The 19,626-nt window shown below is 41.0% G+C and carries 17 protein-coding genes and 1 pseudogene; 15 read left to right on the top strand and 3 right to left on the bottom strand.

Annotated elements, in window-relative coordinates:
* Nucleotides 1-139: 139 nt before the first annotated feature.
* From RMX98_RS33930 to RMX98_RS33920, 3 genes are all read left to right on the top strand, one after another.
* Nucleotides 140-1,003, top strand: a complete 864-nt coding sequence (locus tag RMX98_RS33930) for a fructosamine kinase family protein (protein ID WP_322681928.1) — start codon at nt 140-142, stop codon at nt 1,001-1,003.
* 30 nt (nt 1,004-1,033) lie between these two features.
* On the top strand, nt 1,034-1,297 hold the full coding sequence (locus tag RMX98_RS33925) for a hypothetical protein (protein ID WP_322681927.1): 264 nt from the start codon (nt 1,034-1,036) through the stop codon (nt 1,295-1,297).
* 105 nt (nt 1,298-1,402) lie between these two features.
* On the top strand, nt 1,403-2,041 hold the full coding sequence (locus RMX98_RS33920; RefSeq protein ID WP_322681926.1) for a histidine phosphatase family protein: 639 nt from the start codon (nt 1,403-1,405) through the stop codon (nt 2,039-2,041).
* A gap of 118 nt (nt 2,042-2,159) precedes the next feature.
* Here the strand turns inward: RMX98_RS33920 and RMX98_RS33915 are convergent, their stop codons facing one another.
* Nucleotides 2,160-3,026: a WYL domain-containing protein gene (locus tag RMX98_RS33915; RefSeq protein ID WP_322681925.1), complete on the bottom strand. Its 867-nt coding sequence runs from the start codon at nt 3,024-3,026 to the stop codon at nt 2,160-2,162.
* A gap of 124 nt (nt 3,027-3,150) precedes the next feature.
* Here RMX98_RS33915 and cas3 point away from each other — a divergent pair, with 124 nt between their 5' ends.
* The 12 genes from cas3 (at nt 3,151) to xerC (ending at nt 16,255) form a co-directional block, all read left to right on the top strand.
* The gene (gene cas3 / locus RMX98_RS33910) at nt 3,151-5,328 is read left to right on the top strand and encodes a type I-D CRISPR-associated helicase Cas3' (protein ID WP_322681924.1); all 2,178 of its coding nucleotides are present in this window, start codon (nt 3,151-3,153) and stop codon (nt 5,326-5,328) included.
* Nucleotides 5,329-5,550: 222 nt separating this feature from the next.
* A complete protein-coding gene (locus RMX98_RS33905) occupies nt 5,551-5,847 on the top strand; it encodes a hypothetical protein (RefSeq protein WP_322681923.1) in 297 nt (98 codons plus the stop codon).
* 60 nt (nt 5,848-5,907) lie between these two features.
* On the top strand, nt 5,908-6,150 hold the full coding sequence (locus RMX98_RS33900) for a DUF433 domain-containing protein (protein WP_322681922.1): 243 nt from the start codon (nt 5,908-5,910) through the stop codon (nt 6,148-6,150).
* A gap of 5 nt (nt 6,151-6,155) precedes the next feature.
* Nucleotides 6,156-6,515 carry a DUF5615 family PIN-like protein gene (locus RMX98_RS33895; RefSeq protein WP_322681921.1) on the top strand — a complete coding sequence of 120 codons (360 nt, stop codon included), beginning with the start codon at nt 6,156-6,158 and terminating at the stop codon, nt 6,513-6,515.
* Nucleotides 6,516-6,557: 42 nt separating this feature from the next.
* Complete coding sequence (locus tag RMX98_RS33890; protein ID WP_322681920.1) at nt 6,558-7,577, top strand: YhcG family protein; 1,020 nt, start codon at nt 6,558-6,560, stop codon at nt 7,575-7,577.
* Between the two features lie 17 nt (nt 7,578-7,594).
* Nucleotides 7,595-10,846, top strand: coding sequence for a type I-D CRISPR-associated protein Cas10d/Csc3 (gene cas10d, locus RMX98_RS33885; protein WP_322681919.1), 3,252 nt, complete (start codon nt 7,595-7,597; stop codon nt 10,844-10,846).
* 50 nt (nt 10,847-10,896) lie between these two features.
* Nucleotides 10,897-11,913 (top strand): type I-D CRISPR-associated protein Cas7/Csc2, encoded by a 1,017-nt coding sequence (gene cas7d / locus RMX98_RS33880; RefSeq protein ID WP_322681918.1) that lies wholly within the window; start codon nt 10,897-10,899, stop codon nt 11,911-11,913.
* The gene (gene cas5d / locus RMX98_RS33875) at nt 11,913-12,620 is read left to right on the top strand and encodes a type I-D CRISPR-associated protein Cas5/Csc1 (protein ID WP_322681917.1); all 708 of its coding nucleotides are present in this window, start codon (nt 11,913-11,915) and stop codon (nt 12,618-12,620) included. Before cas7d ends, cas5d begins: the two co-directional genes overlap by 1 nt.
* Before the next feature lie 110 nt (nt 12,621-12,730).
* Nucleotides 12,731-13,351 (top strand): 2OG-Fe(II) oxygenase, encoded by a 621-nt coding sequence (locus tag RMX98_RS33870; protein ID WP_174712088.1) that lies wholly within the window; start codon nt 12,731-12,733, stop codon nt 13,349-13,351.
* Nucleotides 13,341-14,207 carry a CRISPR-associated endoribonuclease Cas6 gene (gene cas6 / locus RMX98_RS33865; RefSeq protein ID WP_322681916.1) on the top strand — a complete coding sequence of 289 codons (867 nt, stop codon included), beginning with the start codon at nt 13,341-13,343 and terminating at the stop codon, nt 14,205-14,207. The genes RMX98_RS33870 and cas6 overlap by 11 nt, the downstream gene beginning before the upstream one ends.
* A gap of 80 nt (nt 14,208-14,287) precedes the next feature.
* Nucleotides 14,288-14,653: a four helix bundle protein gene (locus RMX98_RS33860; protein ID WP_069070565.1), complete on the top strand. Its 366-nt coding sequence runs from the start codon at nt 14,288-14,290 to the stop codon at nt 14,651-14,653.
* Nucleotides 14,654-14,842: 189 nt separating this feature from the next.
* Nucleotides 14,843-16,255 carry a tyrosine recombinase XerC gene (gene xerC, locus RMX98_RS33855; RefSeq protein ID WP_322681915.1) on the top strand — a complete coding sequence of 471 codons (1,413 nt, stop codon included), beginning with the start codon at nt 14,843-14,845 and terminating at the stop codon, nt 16,253-16,255.
* 140 nt (nt 16,256-16,395) lie between these two features.
* Here xerC and RMX98_RS33850 read toward each other — a convergent pair whose 3' ends face one another.
* Both RMX98_RS33850 and RMX98_RS33845 read right to left on the bottom strand, forming a co-directional pair.
* Complete coding sequence (locus RMX98_RS33850) at nt 16,396-17,229, bottom strand: hypothetical protein (protein ID WP_322681914.1); 834 nt, start codon at nt 17,227-17,229, stop codon at nt 16,396-16,398.
* Between the two features lie 2 nt (nt 17,230-17,231).
* A pseudogene (locus RMX98_RS33845) lies at nt 17,232-19,626 on the bottom strand (hypothetical protein); the annotation flags it as partial.

Here is a 19,626-nt window from a genome sequence, read left to right as displayed (position 1 = left end):
GGCAGTGTTCAGTGTTTCGTGATATGAGTGTTGTGTGAGGCGTGTTTCCGTCGGCCCCTCTTCCCCCTGCTCCCCTGCCTCCCCTGCTCCCCTGCTCCCCGCTCCCCTGCTCCCTCATCCCTCACTCCCCAATTTAATCATGTGGACTCAAATCGACACCCATATTAGCCAGGTGACTGGCAAAAAATTTCAGAGTCAGCAACGGCGATCGGTTGGTGGCGGGTGCATCAACCAAGGTTATGCTGTCTCTAATGGTGAGATAACCTACTTCGTCAAGCAAAACCTTGCATCCCAAGTTGCAATGTTTGAAGCTGAGGCGTTGGGTTTAAAGGAAATGCTAGGAACAGCTAGTATTCGCATCCCCAAACCAATTTGCTGGGGTACTGCTGATAATTCTAGCTACATCGTCCTGGAATGGTTGGAACTTGGTAGCGGTAACAGCAATTCGTGGCTAGAAATGGGACGCAAGTTAGCGGCGATGCATAAAGCTAGCAATAGTCAAGTTTTTGGATGGAAAATTAACAATACTATTGGTTCTACACCCCAAATTAATACTTGGACAGCAGACTGGACGGAATTTTATATTAAACATCGCCTGGGTTATCAATTTCAGTTAGCAAGGCGACGGGGAGGTAATTTTCCCCAACAAGACAAGTTACTAGCAGCTATCCCTGAACTATTGGCGGATCATCAGGTGCAACCTTCCTTAGTACATGGCGATTTATGGGGTGGAAATGCTGGGTGTACTGCGTCGGGAGAACCAGTGATATTTGATCCAGCAACTTATTTTGCGGATAGAGAAGTTGATATCGCCATGACCGAATTATTTGGTGGTTTCCCCGCAGCGTTTTATAAGGGTTACAACGAGGTGTTTCCGTTAGATGCAGGCTATGAGCAGAGAAAAACGCTTTATAACCTGTATCACATTTTGAATCACTTCAATTTATTTGGGGGTAGTTACGATTCCCAAGCCAATAGAATGATTGACCAGATTTTACGATAATCTATGCGGATTAAATAAAGTGCAAAACTAGTGACACCGCGTCGCGGAAAGTGCCACGAGACACAAGGGAGCCAGTGCAGTCTTCGGGCTTTGCCCCAAGTGGAGCATCTAGCGGCGTTCTTACTTCAATCCCACGTTTTTAAACGTGGATTGCCTTCTGCCTGGTTGTTGAGCGTAGCCGAAACACTGCCTTCTACCTGGTTGTTGAGTTTCGACTACGCTCAACTGCCGCGTAGCCGAAATACTGCCTCCTGCCTGGTTGTTGAGTTTCGACTACGCTCAACTGCCGCGTAGCCGAAATACTGCCTCCTGAATTTGTCCTGCTGTCACAGACTCGATTGCGAGATTGATGGTATTTTACTTTTGCACAAACTCCTTTATCCCAATCGCATACAAGCTATGACACTCAATTTATATTTACTGCGACATGGAGAAACTACCTTTAGTCAAAGTGGTAATTTCTGCGGTGAAACTGATGCGGAGTTGACAACAGAGGGGATGCAGATGGCATCCGCTTTTGCCGATGTTTATCAACAATTAAAGTGGGAAGGGGTTTATGTTAGCCCGATGAAGCGCACAATTGCAACTGCCAAGCCATTTTGTGATGCTATCGGTATGGATATGCAGTTGCGTGACGGACTTAGAGAAGGTAGTTACGGCGAATGGGAAGCTAAGAGTAAATCGTTTGCCCAAGAGAATTACGCAGAAAACTATCTAAAATGGGTGACAGAACCAGCTTGGAATGCACCACTAGGTGGAGAAACTGCGGTAGATATTGCTAACCGTTCTATGCCTGTAATTGCTGAAATTCAAGAAAAACATCCCCAAGGTAATGTTTTAGTAGTTTCTCATAAAGCCACGATTCGGATTATGCTTTGCAGTTTACTGGGAATTGATTTAGGACGCTATCGCTATCGGGTGAATATTTTGGTCGCGTCGGTAAGTATGGTTAAATTTGACGTTAATGGCCCTTTGTTAGAAATATTAGGCGATCGCCATCATATACCCGATCATATTCGCTCTCGTGCGGGAACATAATAGTCTCTTATTTAACTGGGAATCAGGTTTGGGGAAAAGGGTAAAGGGTAAGGGTTAAAGGTTTTTCCTTTTCCCCTTAACCATAGCCTATATTAGGTAAGTGCCTATCCCACAAGACTTAACTCCTGGTTTCGATATCGTATAACTGGCAGAGGGTGAGGAGTTTTTGTTTAAGGCGATCGCGCACATTCTCAGGCGATATCACTACACAATCTGGCGCATACTGCATGACTTCGCGGCTAAACCAAAAGGTACTAGATACTCGCCTGACAACTCGCCGAACTCGCGATTTATCTAGTATCCATTCATTAATATTGTCTTCTGGTTTAGCTTGATAGGCAAAAGCCAAGCCAGAAAATAAGTGCATCTCGACTTCGATCCAATCTAAACTTGAGTGCCACTTCCCCTCAATTGGTACGATCGCAGCTTCAGGGATGCGGTCTAGACGTAAGCACCAATTATGAATCAGTTCGGGTAAGTCCTGATTACCTTCCGTCTCATCACACCAACAGTCTAAATATTGTCGTCGCTCATGCAAAGCAATTTGAGCATAACGAATACTGAAGCTCCAAAAGCGATCGGCAGCATCATGGTAAGAAATCTGAAAGGGTTGCTGGCGAAGGATATAACGCTCAATTTCCAGCCGCCAAGTTGGAGGCGGAGTTTTTAAGAAACGTTCTATTTGTTTTCGTAGAGGAAGAGAAACTTCACTGCGTTCTAAGAGCAAATTAGCAATTACTTGGGCATCTTCAAGCTGTCCTGTATCTGTCAGGGTTTGGATAGCCTGGGCTAATACTCGAATACGATTTTCTGACCAGTTGTTATTTGGGGCAACCAGAAATTGCTGACGAGCGATCGCTTCTACCAATGCAGAAATATTCGGCCGCTCACCCCGCATCACACCTAACTCACGGGCGATCGCTTCAAGCTGAGATTTGTCTTCGTCAGAAATAGACAAAGTAATAGACTGACCTTTGCGGCTCATTAGCACTCCTTTTGCCTCCTACACGGACAATTTTATCTTTTGCCCTTGTCATTTTTTATTTTGTCTGCAATATTAGGTAAATCAGTCTAATGCGGATAAATATTTTTTTTATACGGACAAAGCTATGGAGTCTAAATATCGTATTACTCTCAAGCCTGTTTACTCGCAAACCGTCCCGACACCTGACGGGGTGGAATTACCTAAAGATTGGTTACTTTCTTGGCATCAAGCCGCAACTTTAGAAGCGTTGCGCGATCCAAATATTGATGTCGTGTTCAACACTGCGATGACTGGTGATGGTAAAAGTCTTGCGGCTTATCTAGAAGTGCTTCAGGGTGAATTTTCTGCGATCGGACTTTACCCAACCAATGAACTCGCCCGCGATCAAGAAACGCAGATTAGAGGATATGTAGAAAAATTCCAGCCGGAAAATCAGCCGCGTGTAGTGCGACTCAGTGGGGCTGATTTAGAGATTTATGCAGAAAATGAAGGATTGAAAAAAGGAGCTGCGATCGCAACTCTCACTAACCAGAGAGAAGCATTATTAACCAACCCTGATATTTTTCACTACCTGCATAGAGGCGCTTACATAATTCGTGGCGATAGTCCCGATAAGTTATGGGGCAGAATTGATAAAGATTTTGACTTATTTATTTTTGATGAATTCCACGTTTTTGCTGCTCCCCAAATTGCTAGCGTGATTAACACAATGTTGTTGATTCGCTGTACAAATCGCCGCAAAAAATTTCTGTTTCTCTCAGCTACACCAGATATAAACTTAATTGGGCGATTAGAAAAAGCAGGATTTCGTTGTAAAGAAATTGATCCTTTAAAGCAAAATAAATATCAATTTCCCGATACACCAGAACAAGGACAGCAGCTACAAGCACAGGGATGGCGGCAGGTAGCACGGACAATTTCGTTGAATTTTATTCCTTTGGAACCATCGTTTAAAGCTTCGGAAACCTGGCTAAAAGAAAATAGTGATTTGATTTTGGCTCAGTTTCAGCAGTATCCAGGAAGTAAAGGTGCAATCATTCTTAACTCAATTGCAGCAGTTAAACGCCTCACTCAATTTTTTCGGGGAATATTACAGCCTTACGGATTGAAAGTTGGAGAGAATACAGGGCTATCGGGAAAAGGGGAAAAGAAGCGAAGTCTATCTGCTGACTTGGTTATTGGTACTAGCACAATTGATGTAGGGGTTGATTTCAAAATCAATTTTTTAATTTTTGAATCATCCGATGCAGGTAACTTTATCCAACGTTTAGGACGCTTAGGAAGACATGACGAATATGAAAAAGATGGTCAGATAATTAAGTTTGAGAATTTTACAGCTTTTTCTCTAGTTCCTAACTTTTTGGTAGAGCGATTGTTTAAGGGTGATACTCCACCGTTAGAGGTGAATAGTATTTGCGATCGCCCCACTTTTCACAATACAATTACCGAGAATTATCGACAAATGAACGATTTTCGTGGTTATTATCGTCGTTGGGGGGCTGTGCAATCATTTTGGTTATGTTATCAACTGAGCGATCGCACAATTAAACAACAGTATGCCCAAAGCCGAGATAAGTTTCAAGAAGCCTGTGAACAAGTATTTGAAACAAGCCTGAAGTCACAAGCCGGACGTATTCAAGGATGGGCGAAAGATTGGCAAGCGCTTTCAGGTAAATCAGCAAATCCCATTGCTGATGATGCTGCTAGTTTTCGAGGTTCAAGTCCTTTGCAATGTGGTTTATACGATTTAACAGAAGAAAACGAGGCAGATAGATTTAAAACCTACGATTTACCGGGTATTTTGGGAAATTTAGAAATTGAAATGTGGACGGAAGCGGGATTTATACGGACACTCAAAGAAACCGCAGAACGCACCGGACAACCCATCGCCAAAGGTAGATTTGCTCATTGTCTAGCATTTATGAAGTTGCGTTCCTACCGAGAGGAACGGCTGAACTGGAAGTTTACGTATTCTGGGAACTTGCAGCCAATTGCTGACGCTTGGAAAGTTCAGGTTTTGACAGGTGTGGAAATTTGGCAACCTGACAACTATTGGGTTGGGGAAATTAACAAACGCCTAAAAAAGGAAGGTTTGGTTTGTTACGTGATTCGCCGTCCTCTTGCTGAAGTGCGGATGCGGCTAAGGCTACCAATGAATTTTCAAATTTATGGCATCAGCGATCAGTATAGCTTTCATGATGCTACTGCACCGTATGCGATCGCTTTTGGTCACTCTGCACTGCTGCTGGATACGCTTGCTTATACGTTTAAAAGCAAAGGAGATGAGATATGGATTGCTTGAGGTTTCAATCCCTAATAGGGATTTTAGTGATTCAAAGTCTGAAGGCAGAGGAACGAACAGTAGTACGTTCACAGGGTATTGTTTCAATCCCTAATAGGGATTTGGAGTGTTTCAGTGCCTTAGACTTATACTATAGTGTACAGGTTTTATGCAGGGTAAAGAAGTTTCCCTGGTTAATACACTGTAAACTCTATATACTGATCGTTATTCTATGCAAAAGCAATGCACAACCAGAATGCCGACCCCCACCTAACCAACCTTATACAGAATGCCGATTCCGACCATCTTTACCAAGCACTGACTCTACGGCTGTTTGGTGAAGTCCGTGAACATCGTTGTCGCATTGATGCCTTAGAGAAAAAATTAGACTTATTAAATGAATATATGTTGCAAATACTTGACACTCAGAATGAGCAAATCAACGAATGTAAGGATTTAATTCTGAATCGTATTAGAAATCAGAAAAGTGAAATTGAAGAGTTAAAGAATCTTGTCAATTGGTATTGTCTACCAGACTAGGTGCTATTTCCAGTGTACAGACGATAAAACAATCTAATGTCACTATCACGTAGGTAAACCATGAATGAACAACAACTGCTAGAAAGAATCACAGTCAACCCCAAAATCTTTGGCGGTAAACCAATTATTCGAGGTCGCCGCCTAGCGGTTGAACATATTTTAGGGATGCTTGCAGCAGGAGATACTATCGAAACCTTGCTAGAAGCTTATCCCTGGTTAGAACGAGGAGATGTGCAAGCCTGTTTAATCTACGCACGGAGGCTAGTTGGTCATGAGCGAATTGAACCATTATTGATAGAGTAAGCAATGTGAAAATACTGCTAGATACTTGTGTATGGTTTGGGGTGCGTACCAATTTACTTGCTGCTGGCTATGACGTAGTTTGGACTGGAGATTGGTCAGAAGACCCAGGTGATGAGGAAATTTTAGCAACTGCTTACCGTGAAGGTCGAATTTTAGTAACCCTTGATAAAGACTTTGGAGAGTTGGCGATTGTACGGGGAAACCCTCACTGTGGCATTTTGCGCTTGGTTAATCTCATCACTACAGAGCAATCAGTTGTCTGTCTGCGAGTACTTCAGCTTTATGGTGATGAATTAGCATCTGGTGCGATTGTAACTGCTGAATTAGGTAGGGTGAGAATTCGACCAGCCGCAAGCGATAACTGAAAAATTCACAAATTTCAAAAAGCAATAGTATCAATTTCCGCTATGAGTAACCCCATTTCAGAGGATTACAGATATTTGCTAATGGAAATAAAACAGCGTATTCGTTCAGCCCAGTACGAAGCACTAAAAGCAGTTAATCGAGAAATGATTAACCTCTACTGGGATATTGGAAAGATAATTGTTACTCAACAGCAGGGTGCTAGTTGGGGAAAATCTGTAGTAGAACAGTTAGCAAAAGACTTACAAGCAGAGTTTCCAGGAATTAGCGGATTTTCTGCTGCTAACCTCTGGCGGATGAGGCTTTTTTATGAATCATACGTCAATAATGAAAAACTCGCACCAATGGTGCGAGAAATTGGATGGAGTCACAATCTGGTCATTGTAGAGAAGTGCAAAGATGGCTTAGAACGGGAATTTTATATCAGAATGACTCGCAAATTTGGCTGGACAAAGAATGTTTTGATTCACCAAATTGAAAATCAAACTTATGAAAAGACTCTGTTAAATCAGACTAACTTTGATAAAACTGTTCCAGCAGAGATTCGTAACCAATTAAAACTAGCCGTCAAAGATGAATATACTTTTGATTTCTTGGAACTAGCAGATGAACACAGTGAACGACAGCTAGAACAGGCGATTTTGGCAAGAGTTGAACCATTCTTGCAAGAAATGGGTGGGCGGTTTACTTTTGTTGGCAGTCAGTATCGCTTAGAAGTTGGCGATAAAGAATTTTTTATCGACCTGTTGCTGTATCACCGCCAATTAAAATGTCTAGTTGCGATTGAGTTAAAAACTGGAGAGTTCCTACCTGAGTATGTGGGAAAAATGCAATTTTATCTGGTGGCTTTAGATGATTTATCTCGATTCCCAGACGAAAATCTCTCAATCGGAATTATTCTTTGCAAATCCAAGGATAAAACTATTGTTGAGTATGCACTGAGAGAATCGAATAAACCAATTGGTATAGCAACTTATAAACTGTTTTCTACGTTGCCTCAAGAATTGAAAAATCAGCTTCCGGCTCCAGAGCAAGTTGCCAAGTTGCTAGAAGGCGTAGAGTAAAAAACTGGAGTTTGAAAATGTCTAATGATGATTGGTTATCAGGTGATTTTGGTTTTGATGGTGATTCTTCAGACCGCACTATTGAAACTGAAGGCGAATTATTAACACTCAAGCTATTACGAGAAGCAATTCAAGCTCAAAATCCAGATGATAGGGTAATGGCAGACTTTGGCGAGTATGTTTTACCAAATCTATTGCGGATAGCAATTGGTGTAACTGCGAAAGGCGGTAAGTTTTTTGATGAAATTGACCAACAGCGAGAAGCAGAAGGGAAAACTAAAATCAGACGAGATAACGCTGCTGACCAATCACTGAATACTCACTTACTCAATGGATTATTCCCAGCTAATTTAATCGAGAAACGTCTAGAAAAACTCAATACTACAGTGCAGCGAGTGGTAAAAGAGCGAGAACGGCGTTTGGTAATTGCTGGATTTATTTTACATGATTTTGAAAAGTTTCCTGATGTCCCTGAAAACTGCCGCAAGCTACCGTTAGCAGAACATCGTGAAATTATTGATAAAAAAGTTCACCAATTAGGATTAGATAACTTTATAAATCCAGAAAATCCTGAAGCTTATCGCGAGTATCTAGATGATTTGTTGTGCATGGCTTATAATGCTCAACGTCGCTGGGATACTAACTGGAATTTTTCTGAGTTTGGCTTGAATCCTCTTCTCAAAGACCGTACCCTTCGCAGTTTATCTGATTTAACTTGTTTAGCTGATTCTCTTGCCTCAATTGTTAAACATCCCCAGGACGCAGAGAACTCCAGGCTCCAAGAAGTTATACATAATTTGAGTGATGGACAACTGAAATTTACATATCACAGCATTGCTGAAAACCGGGGTGTATTAACTAATGTAGTTAATAATGCCTTAATGGAAGCATACACTAGCCTCAATACTGAGGATCAAACCTACTATGAAATACTGCTTTACCTACCCACAGGAGTAATTTATTTAGCTAGAAAAGATGCTCCAAAAATTAGTCGAGAAGGATTAGGTGATCGCGTTATTGATACGATAAAACAACTCTGCGCTAACCAACTTCAACTCCGAAAAGTTGGATTCAGTCGGGGAAATATTGGGATGAAATATGCTGACTACTACAATCTCTTCCTCGACATCAAAGGCTTAATGCAGTTTACCGTTGATGCAGTACCGAGTAAAGTAAAAACCAGCAAGGCAGCAGATAAAGCTACTAATTTAGCTCAATTCCAGCGTAAAGGTATTTTAGCTAAGAATATCGAAATCGATTTTGCAGAAGATATTCGTATAGATCATTTGGCAGAATTAGGAGCTTTAATAACTGGAAAATTTTGGAAAGAGTATCTTGATAGAGTTAAAGCCCTAATTAAAAACAACAAAGAACTCCCTTCAATTCCAACTATTAATCTTACAGAGATAGCTATTGATTTTCTTAATTTATCTGAGTATAAATCTGAAGTTATTGCACTTCAGCAACTTAAAGATACTGGAGGCATAGCGTATGACTGGTATTATATTGCAACGCAATACCTTAAACGTAATCCAGGACAAGAAGACCTTCGTGAAATTTGTCAAAGTCTGGTTAATCGATGGATAGAAGTTATTGAACCAATCATTAATCAGTACAAACTACCTGATGAATGGAAAGATTTAAGGGATTGGTGCGATCGTGTGATTATACTTCCGACTGAAACGCGACAAAAATCAGCTACCGACCAAGCCGAAATCTTTTTTAAGGAGTTGGCAAACTACAACGCCGCGAAAAAACCAGGGCGAGGGAAACAATTAATCTGCTCAATTTCTCATTCTGCTTACACGGTTACTGAGCAAATGGAATCAGCAGTTTTATTTACGCCACAAGTTTATACCAATAAGCAAATGTTAAGAGGTGCTAACGCTAAACGTAATATTTCCAGTATTGCAGGTATGGAGATAATGCTGAGGCAAATTTTGATGAATCAAACTCAAGCTGTAGGTAAGAAATTTGAAGATGGTAAATATCGCTATCTCTACTTTTATCCTACTTATTACTTTACTCCAGAGACTAACAAGTTTTTGCAGAAAGCATACAATGGTATTGCTCAAACTCGCTTTGATACCAGCGTTCGCAATCATTTTATCAGTAAGGATTTACAGGCGAATTTGGGGCGCGATCGCTACCAAAGTGTAGATAGTTTCTTAATTGATGAAAACCTCCAGCGTGACAAGGATCGCACCTTTAAGCTTTCCTATCCTGAAGACCAGCCTTTAACATTTTACTTCATGGCGCTCCCGCCAGGAAGAGACAGCACCGATACAGAATCTTGGGTAATGCCAACTTGGTTAGCGTTTGCTTTCCCGATGATTTTAGATGTTAAAACTGTGGTTTCAGAGTCACCAATTCCACCTTTTAATGATGGGGCTGAATTTGAGGAAAGCGTTTTCCTTGATAGTGCGCCTCATGCTTTCCGGGCTTTAGTAAGGCGCGATCGCTTCCGTCTTGATTACATCCTCGAAGGTTGGAATGAAAACGGTATCCAATACCCAGCACCTTTAAATGTGCTTACCGCCGCTTATGCCATTCATTTAGATGTGAATGCTAGACAAGGTAAGTCTGGTTACGATGCCAACTGGGGAAGATTTACAGAACTGGCTAAAGATTTTGAAACCAGTCCGTTGTACGTCTTTTCTTATCTCAATCGCTGGGTGCGTAACCAGGGTTCGGAAACAGCGCGAATTGAAAAAATCCGGCTTTATGCCTATCATTTTTATCCTTGTTTTGACCCTTATGTGAAATATGACACTAATATGGAGCAATTAATTGTGGGAGAAACATCAAGTCTGAATCATCCTAAGAAATTAACAGATTTATACCGCAGATTTTATCGAGCTAATAAGCGTTATAATCCTAAATCTAATGCTGTGTTGAAACCAGTTGATATTGCGGCTGAAACTATACTCAAAGCTGAGTCAAGTGTGTTTCAAGGAGAAACATTAGTTGCAGCTGTTGCAGCAGAAGTTTTTAAACTCATGGATCGCGTTCATTCTTCTACTGCTGAGGGGCGCTGGATTATGAGCAAACGAGAAGAAGAACGACAAGCTGTTCTAGATTTTGCCAAGTATTTTGTGGTGGAGGTATTTGATAACTCATTTGCAGGCGATCGCGCTCGTTTAGCTGGTCGTCAACTCAACTTAATTAGGGATACTTGCGAATTTCTTTATCGTCTTGAAGATGACAAAGAAAATGCAGGAAGAAATGAAAATATTCCTGTAATAGATGATGTTAATGAACCGGAATAAATTCTTACTCTAAAAGTAAACAAGTAGTAAACAATTTTTTGGAGAAAATCATGGCAATTTTAAAAACTGTTGAATCCAAATTCTTTCAAGCTGAAATTCCATACAAACCAATGGGGAAATATGCCCATTTTTTAACCATCCGTATTACCGAATCTTATCCACTATTCCAGACAGATGCAGAACTGAATAAAGCACGCGTAAGAGCAGGAGTTAAAGACAAAACCACAATTAGCCGTTTGTCAATGTTCAAACGCAAACAGTCTACTCCAGAGCGTTTAGTTGGTCGGGAATTGCTGCGTAACTATGGCTTGATGACTGCTGAAGAATGCGAATACAACGTGAATTTTGCAATGGATAATCCTGATTGCATCATTTACGGATTTGCTATTGGTGACTCTGGCTCTGAAAAATCAAAAGTTGTAGTAGACACGGCGTTTTCAATTACAGCTTTTGATGAATCACACGAAACATTCACCCTCAATGCTCCTTATGAAAATGGCACAATGGCTTCCAAAGGTGAAAATGGTTCTAAACCTGGTGAAGTTACCAGTCGAATTAATCAGCAAGACCATATTAGACCGCAAGTTTTCTTCCCTAGTATTGTCACATTGAAAGACCCTACTGAGGCTAGCTTTCTTTACGTTTTTAATAATATTTTGCGAACTCGTCACTATGGAGCGCAAACAACCCGTACAGGTCGCGTCAGAAATGAGTTGATTGGTGTTGTATTTGCTGACGGAGAAATTACTAGTAACCTGCGTTGGACTCAGGCAATATATGACCAAATGAAATCTAATAATACTATAAATCCTCCCGATCCACTAGATGAAGATGATGTAATTACTGCTGCTAAGAATGCTATTGAGGCGTTGATGGCTGATGAGTTTATTGTTCATACAGATTTCATTGGTGATACTTTTATATCCCTAATTAATGAAGTCAAAACTTTAACAGGAAGTGAGAAAGGAATTCAGACAATTTTGCAAAAGGCTGATGCAGAAGCTAAAGCTTATGCCAATAAGCATATCAGCAAGAAGAAAACTGCTGCTAAAGCGGGGAAAGAGTAATGGTGTTTATTTATCGCTGTCAAATAGAACTTCATGACAGCCTCTATTACGCAACTCGTGAAATCGGACGATTGTATGAAACAGAGCCAGTAATTCACAATTACGCTCTCTGTTATGCACTCTTGTTAGTTGATAATGCATTTTACTCTACCACCGTTGCTGAAGAACATTCTTATCGCTATTTTTGCCCTGAACAAGTGCCAAAATATGAGGAGCATTTAACGCCACTCAATCAACAAGGAATTTATGTAACTCCGGCGCGATCGCTCAATCATTCTTCTATCCTCAACACCTGGAAATATGCTAACAACAATTACCACGTTGAAATGGAGAAAACACAGAAAAATATCCCTAGTTTTGGCAGAGCAAAAGAAATAGCACCAGAAAGTAAATTTGAGTTTTTTGTCATTTCGCAAAAAGAACTCAAACTAACAAAGTGGATTCGTCTGGGTAAATGGATGAGCAAGGCTGAAGTGACAGTAGAACAATTACCAAAACCTAAAATTGCTGAAGGTATATTCACTTGTACACATCCATTAAATCCATTAGATGTAATGTTCACGAATCAAGTGATTAGCTATGATGTTGTGAATATGCCTCCAGTTAGCTTAATTCAAAACGTCCAAATGCGAGGTCAATACTATCAATTTGATGGCATTCAAAACTTAAAAATTCCAGTTCGGATAGAATATCATTTTCGGAGTTAACTAACTTCCTAAAACCTTTATCACGTTTTTTATTTTTGGCAGGTTCTAGCATCCAGTCACAAATTACGTTACAATTTCTAACCCCTGTTAGTTCTGTACGCTCCCCACCCGTGAAACACTATCAACAACAAACCAACGCCTTCCCCAGCGATTACCTCAACAACTTGTGGGGAGAAATCCAAGCTTGTCCTTACTTTGCTATCAACAACCTTAACCGCGATTTTGTCGCCACCAAAGGATTTTCTGTAGTGTTCCAGCGTTCTGGATTAGCAAAAGTAGAACAGCAGTTTCCCTACTTCAAACCTTACCTCGATTTGGCTCTCCAACCGAGTTGTAATGCTTTTTACCTCAATCCTTTACAACTCAAAGAAGGCTCCCGCGTCGATCCGCATATCGATCGCTCCCTGCGTTCCTACTCCAAAACCATTGAACCGCCTGCGGTTGTCAGTGTTCTCTATGTGCGCGTACCTGCGGATATGGAAGGGGGAGAACTGGTATTACGATCGCACAAACGCCAACTTGGGCAAATTAAACCCCAATTCAATACTTTAGTTTATTTTCAAGGTGATTTAACTCATTCGGTTAACGCTGTCAAAACTCCAGGAAATCGCCTAAGTCTCGTTTGTGAACAGTATAGTTTGAGTGATGCTGAACTCCAGGAAATCCCTGAGTTCACTGTAGAGTCAAGAATCACTCAGTCTACAACCAAAAAGAGAAAGTATGCCTCATAGTTTAGTGTTGAATTTGCTACCTCAATCGCCCATTCCACCACAGTATCTTACAGGTAGACATCTCCACGCCCTATTTCTCACCCTTGTTAGTTCTGTAGATAAAGAACTAGGCGATCGCTTGCACGATTCTACCGCAGATAAAGCCTTCACTCTCTCTCCCCTGCAAACTAACTCCTCCCTTTTGAAGGGGGGTAGGGAGGGATCGAAATTGCAATATTCACATCAACAACCCATTCCCGGCGGAACACCTTGTTGGTGGCGCATCTCTTTATTAGATGACACTTTATTTGGCAAACTTACCCAACTCTGGCTAAATCTTAATCCCAATCGCCCTTGGCATCTTGGCCCGGCTGATTTGTATATTACCAGCATTCAAGGCACACCCCAATCTATTCAACCTTGGGCGAATGCCAAGACTTATGCTCAATTATACGAAGAAGCTAGCGATGCCTACGGCGGCAAGCTACGCAATTCTTCCATAAATCTCATCTTCTCCACACCTACCGCCTTCCGTCAAGGACAGTATGATACTACCCTTCCTACCAGAGAATCTGTATTTAATTCCCTACTTTCACGGTGGAATAAATACAGTGGCATAGAATTTACTCAGATTGCAATTGAATCAATATTTCCCTCATTTGTCAATATTCACACAGAAATATTAGCTGATTCTCGTAGTAAATTTATTGGCATCCTTGGCGAAGTTACCTATAAGATTTTAGGGACAGTTGAACCAATACAAATTAAGCAAATTAATGCTTTAGCTGACTTTGCTTTATATACTGGTGTCGGCAGAAAAACAACAATGGGTATGGGAATGGCACGTAGGTTACAGGGGACAGGGGATAGGGAATAGGTTATAAATAATGTATCAAATAAAACTTAGCTTTATCTGTTACCTGTCACCTATCCCCTATCACCTCTTTCCTATCACCTATGAAAATAGAGTCGCATCGAGATTTGATTGTTTGGCAAAAATCAATGGATATGGTAGTGCAGATATATCAATTAACTGCTAAATTTCCAGCAACAGAAACTTATCGATTGACTTCACAAATCACTAGAGCAGCAGTATCAGTACCAGCAAATATAGCTGAGGGCCATGCACGAGGAACGAAAAAAGATTATGCAAACTTTTTAGCGATCGCTAAAGGCTCGTTAATGGAAACAGAAACTTTTTTAATGCTGACTGTAAGGTTGAATTATATACCTCAATCACAAGCAAACTCCACTTTATTTTTGATTACAGAAATCAGTAAAATGCTTACTACTCTTCGTAATCGACTAATCAATACGCAATGAGTAAAAATATGAAAAATTTTCTGTTCCCTGTAACCTCTCACCTATCCCCTTCACTAGAATATATTTCCATTGCGGCATTGAATCAATATGCCTATTGTCCGCATCGCTGTAGACAATAAGTCTGCTACAATACTTAAGTATCAGTTATTTAAAAACTGAATTTTAAATTTTGAGCATTAAGTGAGCATTATGGTAAATTCATCAAAAACACCGACAGGCAAGGCTAAGAAAGGGCAAGTAACTGTCAGGATTGACTCAGGGAGCGTTAAAGCCTGTTTTCCGCGTAGTTATTGCAATAAGGGGCAAATAAAGCTAGCGACAGGTATCTCGTTAGTGGATGGCTGGGAAAGTAAAGCTAGCCAGTTGCAAAGGAGACTACAGATTGAGCTTGAGGACGGGAAACTAGATGACGGCGAAGGGAATTTTGACTTGGGACGGTATCAGGAGATTTTAAAAGAATACGGGTTACAAGCAAGGCTGAGGCTGGTGAAGACTGAGATTGTCTCAGACGACCGACTACCACCTAAACCAGAACTAAGCTTGATGGAAGTGTGGGATATGTACTGTTCATTCAGGAGAGAGAGTCTATCTGAAACTGTATATCAATTGAAGTTCAGGGGGGAGTATTTGCGTGCTATAAAAAAATCGCTTGACAAAACAGGGGAGTCTCCTCTAGAGATGCGTAACTGGTTGTTAATCAATTACAGTCATTCAACAGTTAAACGAATTTTATCTTGTTTATCAGAAGCCTACCGATTAGCTATTAAGCAAAAAAAGGTCAACGAGAATCTTTTTGATGGAATGGCAGAGGATATCAATACCAAGACTAAGCGAGAGCGTGTTATTGACCAAAATAAGGAAATAGAGAATGATGACGACGTTTTAGACAAAAGCAAGGCTTATACATGGGATGAGGCACAAGAAATATTGAAATACATCCAAAGTGATAGTAGTAGAGTCAAACATTATTACAATCTCATTAAATTTAAATTTCTCACTGGCTGTAGGACGGGTGAGGCAATTGCTATTTGGTGGGTAGATGTTGAATGGGACAAGGAAAGGATACTACTGAGAAGGAATTACAATAATCGTCTCAAAATCTATAAATCCACTAAAAACGATACAACGCGTATGTTTCCCATGCCTAAAAATGGGGAATTATGGAATCTCTTGAAATCTATTCCACAAGGTGAACCAAATGAGAATTTATTTAAAAACAAGGCAGGCAAAGCAATAAATTCTGATTCACTACAACGTGTATGGCATGGGTATGAGGGGTCTCGCAATAAAGGTATTATTCCTGAGTTAATCAAGCAGGGTAAAGTAAAAAGATATTTACCTTGTTACAACACACGTCATACTTTCATTACTCACCAAATATTCGATTTAGGTAGGGATGCGGCAATAGTCAATGCATGGTGTGAACACAGTGAGGAGATGTCAAGAAAACATTACAGAGACATTGCGAGATATGCAACACAAATCAACCCTGAATTGCCAGTCAATCAGCATTCTCAACAACAATCAGAACTTGACCTACTCAAGGAACAATTACGCAATCAACAAGAATTAATTGACAAGTTACTGCAAGACAAACAATAAAACCCACACGACAAAAAAATACCCCAAGGTAGCATTACACTATCCTGGGGTATTGTTGTAAAGTGACATACTTAGATGGCATTTTTTTATGTCAGTTTAGGTGACATGTTTAAGTGACATTTTTATTTATAAGCCTACTTTCAAAATATCAATCCGCCCATTCTACCAGATACATCATAAAGCACTATTTCTTTATTCATTCCTGGCACTTCTACGACAGCATACCTAAAACGAACGTTGGCAATAGGTCTGTAACGCCTGCCTTCACGCTCCTTACCATACACAAGTTTCTTAGGTGTCTTAGGTTGAGAAGTTTTCTTAGGTTCGTGCTTAGTGAGGTTGTTCTCTAAAAAAGTGACATTCTGAATCTCTAAGCATCTTTTGATGATGTCTACAGCATCGGCTTCAGTTGTGCTATATACCTGAAGTCTGTATCCCTTTGCTGTGTCCTTGTAAGCGTAGATATCTTTACCTTTGGTAAACTGTACTCCTTTACCAGCACTTACAAATTGTTGTTTTATCTTCACCGCTAATGCGTGAGCATCTGTAGGTGTAAATGTTGCAGCAGTTTCATTCATTAGCCTGAAGCTTATCTCAGCATCAACCTTCGTATACCCTTTTGGCACACTTCCGGCATCCTGAGAGAAGTACAGTTTCACTTTTGGATGTCCTTCAACGGGCGCATCGAAACTCTCGTAACTTCCATGTATCACGGCAAGATTCTTGCGTCCTTGCCCTAATAAGTCGAAGAAAAACGACCGCCTCATCTCAAGCATTGAAAAACTGTCAGTACTTTTCATTGTGCAAGCAACCCTCATCGACGAGCGGTCATCTGCGACGTTTTCTTTCCAGTCTGAAGGCAGGTCACTGAAATATTTTTCTACCTGTCTGTTGAATTCCTTAAGGTATTGCTCTTTCAGGTGTTTCGCTTCGTTGAACTTATCAGGCAATCTGTCCGATGGTAAGTCTGGCATAATCAATCATCAGCGTCAAAAAAGCTTTCAAAGATATCGTCAAATCCTCCTGATATTACAGCGCCAAGGTCAAACTCATCCTTGGTAGGCTTGTGTTCTTCGATTGTTATACCTGGTGTTTTATCACTACCATCAGGATTTTTATCACCTTTTATTGCTGCTTTGAATTCGTTGTCAGCATCCACAATCTGGTTACGAGCGTCAACAATACTCACTGGTATTTGTATTACTGTTTCGATAGTATTAGCAGTTTCTTGGGCTTGTTCGAGTGCCATGATTGTACGGTTATGAAAGTTAGGCTGAGGATTAAAGAACTCATACGCTTTCTCACCTACAACGTTAAAACCTTTTAAAGCATTAGCAACCTTAGCAAGTTGTCCACCTATCACTTCCAGTCCATTCATAATGGCATTTTGGGCATTTTGTAGTGCGTTAAAAATGTTTATTGTGGCTTGATAAATTCTGTTAGCTGCTGCAAATTCTGCTTTCAACTTAACGTAATTATCCGCACCCACAGCATTGGTTATGAGCGCCTCTATGGTGGTATTCAAGATAGCAAAAATATCTATAGGCGTACCATCTAAACCTTTTGGTAGTATCAATCCCAATACAGTATTTATAATCCCACCAAGCGTTACCCCTAGATTGTTACTTAACATCAAGGCATTATGCATTGTTGCCGCGAACGTAAGAACTGCTAACGCTTTTTCGACATAAGTGTTACTGGCAATAGTCGTTATCAATGTTGTTATTGCTGCTAACTGCGTAGTGAAAAACACCCTTACACCATTCACTAGTCCCGTTGATGTTGCATTGATATTCGTCCTTGTTGCTGCGTGTTGAGAGATTATCAACGCCCTTAAGCTTGCGATATCAGTTGGATTCACGTCCTTACCATCCCTGCCATTTTTCCCAGGTAAACCATTGATACCATTCTTTCCATCTCTACCAGGAACACCAGGTAGCGTTATCACGGTTGTTACGCCGTCTTTACCGGGAATACCTTGCAGACCTCTTTCACCCTGTTTTCCTGGTATTCCCGGTATACCAGGTATACCTCTTAGCGCTTTTATTCCTTGATATAGAGTAATTGCTGTAAGTGCTGTAGTGAGTGCTGTTCCTGCTTTACTTAGTGCATCACCGCCAACCCGTTTTGCGGCTTCACCAATGCCTTGAGCTTCTGTTGCCTTTTTGTAGGCAGTGATAGCATTCTCGTTTGCTTGTGTAGCATTGCGTACCGCACCGTCTGCGGTCAACTGAGCTTGATCAGCCTTGCTAATAGCAGTAGTAGCAAATCCCTCTACTCTTGCGATTGTAATCTGCGCTGCACCAGCTTGTGATTTGGCATTCTCACCTGCTAATCGTGCATCAACTGCGATACTCCTAACGGCTCTAATATCAGACTCATTTACCCCAATGCGATTCTGTAGCCCCAATAACTTACCAAGGATGGTTGATACACTGTTGCTGATGAACTGTGACTCACGCTCTATCGCGTCGATGCGTCCTCCTAGTACCTCAAGCGTTCCAAGCTGTTCAATAATAGTGAAGATTGTTCCGATGACTTGAAATATCTCGAATATCCTGCCAGCAAGTCTTGCAGTCGCAGAAAGCGCTTCACTACTTATCCCTATCGCTCTTGCTGCTTTTGTCACAGCGTCAGCAGTTGCTTTCTCAAGTACCCCTATTGCTTTACCTAAACCATCAATTCTTGTCCCAATGCCATTGACAACCTGCCTTAACCCCGTTGCTTCAGCCGATGCGTTTATTGCTGCTTTCACCGCACCTGCGGAATCAGATATCGCTTGCCCTGATTTGGTAATAGCCTGACTTGACAATCCCTTTGCAAGACTTGATTCCCTTGATGCTGCTTTAGCGATATCTTCTATTTGATTCAACCGTTTAAATGCATCTGCTGACTGCTTTTCAAGTAGTGATGCTTTCTTTTGTGCTTGTTCGGCGGTGTTGAGCGCATTATTAATAACCTTCGTAGATGTTCCTGCGACAGATGATGCTGTGTTCGCCGTATTGTTGGCTTGATACGCCAAGCGCGAAATTCTTGCAATTTCTGCTCTATCGACGCCAGCATTTTGAGCGGTTTTAAGAGCTACTGCCAAGCCATTATCAGCATTTTTTTCCGCACGGAAAACCCTCTCTAGCGCTTGCCTTGATTGTTGGACAGCGTTGTTTACCTGTGGTTGTAATTTGTTGGTTGCCACCGCTACAGCACCAGCTGCAATAGTAGTAAGTTCAGGTTGCAATGATGACTTAATTGAGTTTTTTAGCGATAACTCATTAACTGGTTTTATTGTTGCCAGTCTTGCATTAATATTGTCGATTTGACGCTGCAATTTAGCGCAACAATCACACTTCCCCGCGCAATTAATTGCACCTTGC

This window comes from Nostoc sp. DedQUE02 (genome assembly GCF_034531035.1).
GTDB lineage: Bacteria > Cyanobacteriota > Cyanobacteriia > Cyanobacteriales > Nostocaceae > Nostoc.
Note: the sequence above shows the minus strand (reverse complement) of the source record. Positions and strands in the feature narration are given on the sequence as shown.

Excerpts from the sequence above, each read along its gene's own strand:
- RMX98_RS33930 (WP_322681928.1), top strand. The coding sequence starts at position 140 with ATGTGGACTCAAATCGACACCCATATTAGCCAGGTGACTGGCAAAAAA.
- RMX98_RS33920 (WP_322681926.1), top strand. The coding sequence starts at position 1,403 with ATGACACTCAATTTATATTTACTGCGACATGGAGAAACTACCTTTAGT.
- RMX98_RS33915 (WP_322681925.1), bottom strand. The coding sequence starts at position 3,026 with ATGAGCCGCAAAGGTCAGTCTATTACTTTGTCTATTTCTGACGAAGAC.
- cas3 (WP_322681924.1), top strand. The coding sequence starts at position 3,151 with ATGGAGTCTAAATATCGTATTACTCTCAAGCCTGTTTACTCGCAAACC.
- RMX98_RS33905 (WP_322681923.1), top strand. The coding sequence starts at position 5,551 with ATGCACAACCAGAATGCCGACCCCCACCTAACCAACCTTATACAGAAT.
- RMX98_RS33900 (WP_322681922.1), top strand. The coding sequence starts at position 5,908 with ATGAATGAACAACAACTGCTAGAAAGAATCACAGTCAACCCCAAAATC.
- RMX98_RS33890 (WP_322681920.1), top strand. The coding sequence starts at position 6,558 with ATGAGTAACCCCATTTCAGAGGATTACAGATATTTGCTAATGGAAATA.
- cas10d (WP_322681919.1), top strand. The coding sequence starts at position 7,595 with ATGTCTAATGATGATTGGTTATCAGGTGATTTTGGTTTTGATGGTGAT.
- cas7d (WP_322681918.1), top strand. The coding sequence starts at position 10,897 with ATGGCAATTTTAAAAACTGTTGAATCCAAATTCTTTCAAGCTGAAATT.
- cas5d (WP_322681917.1), top strand. The coding sequence starts at position 11,913 with ATGGTGTTTATTTATCGCTGTCAAATAGAACTTCATGACAGCCTCTAT.
- cas6 (WP_322681916.1), top strand. The coding sequence starts at position 13,341 with ATGCCTCATAGTTTAGTGTTGAATTTGCTACCTCAATCGCCCATTCCA.
- RMX98_RS33860 (WP_069070565.1), top strand. The coding sequence starts at position 14,288 with ATGAAAATAGAGTCGCATCGAGATTTGATTGTTTGGCAAAAATCAATG.
- xerC (WP_322681915.1), top strand. The coding sequence starts at position 14,843 with ATGGTAAATTCATCAAAAACACCGACAGGCAAGGCTAAGAAAGGGCAA.
- RMX98_RS33850 (WP_322681914.1), bottom strand. The coding sequence starts at position 17,229 with ATGCCAGACTTACCATCGGACAGATTGCCTGATAAGTTCAACGAAGCG.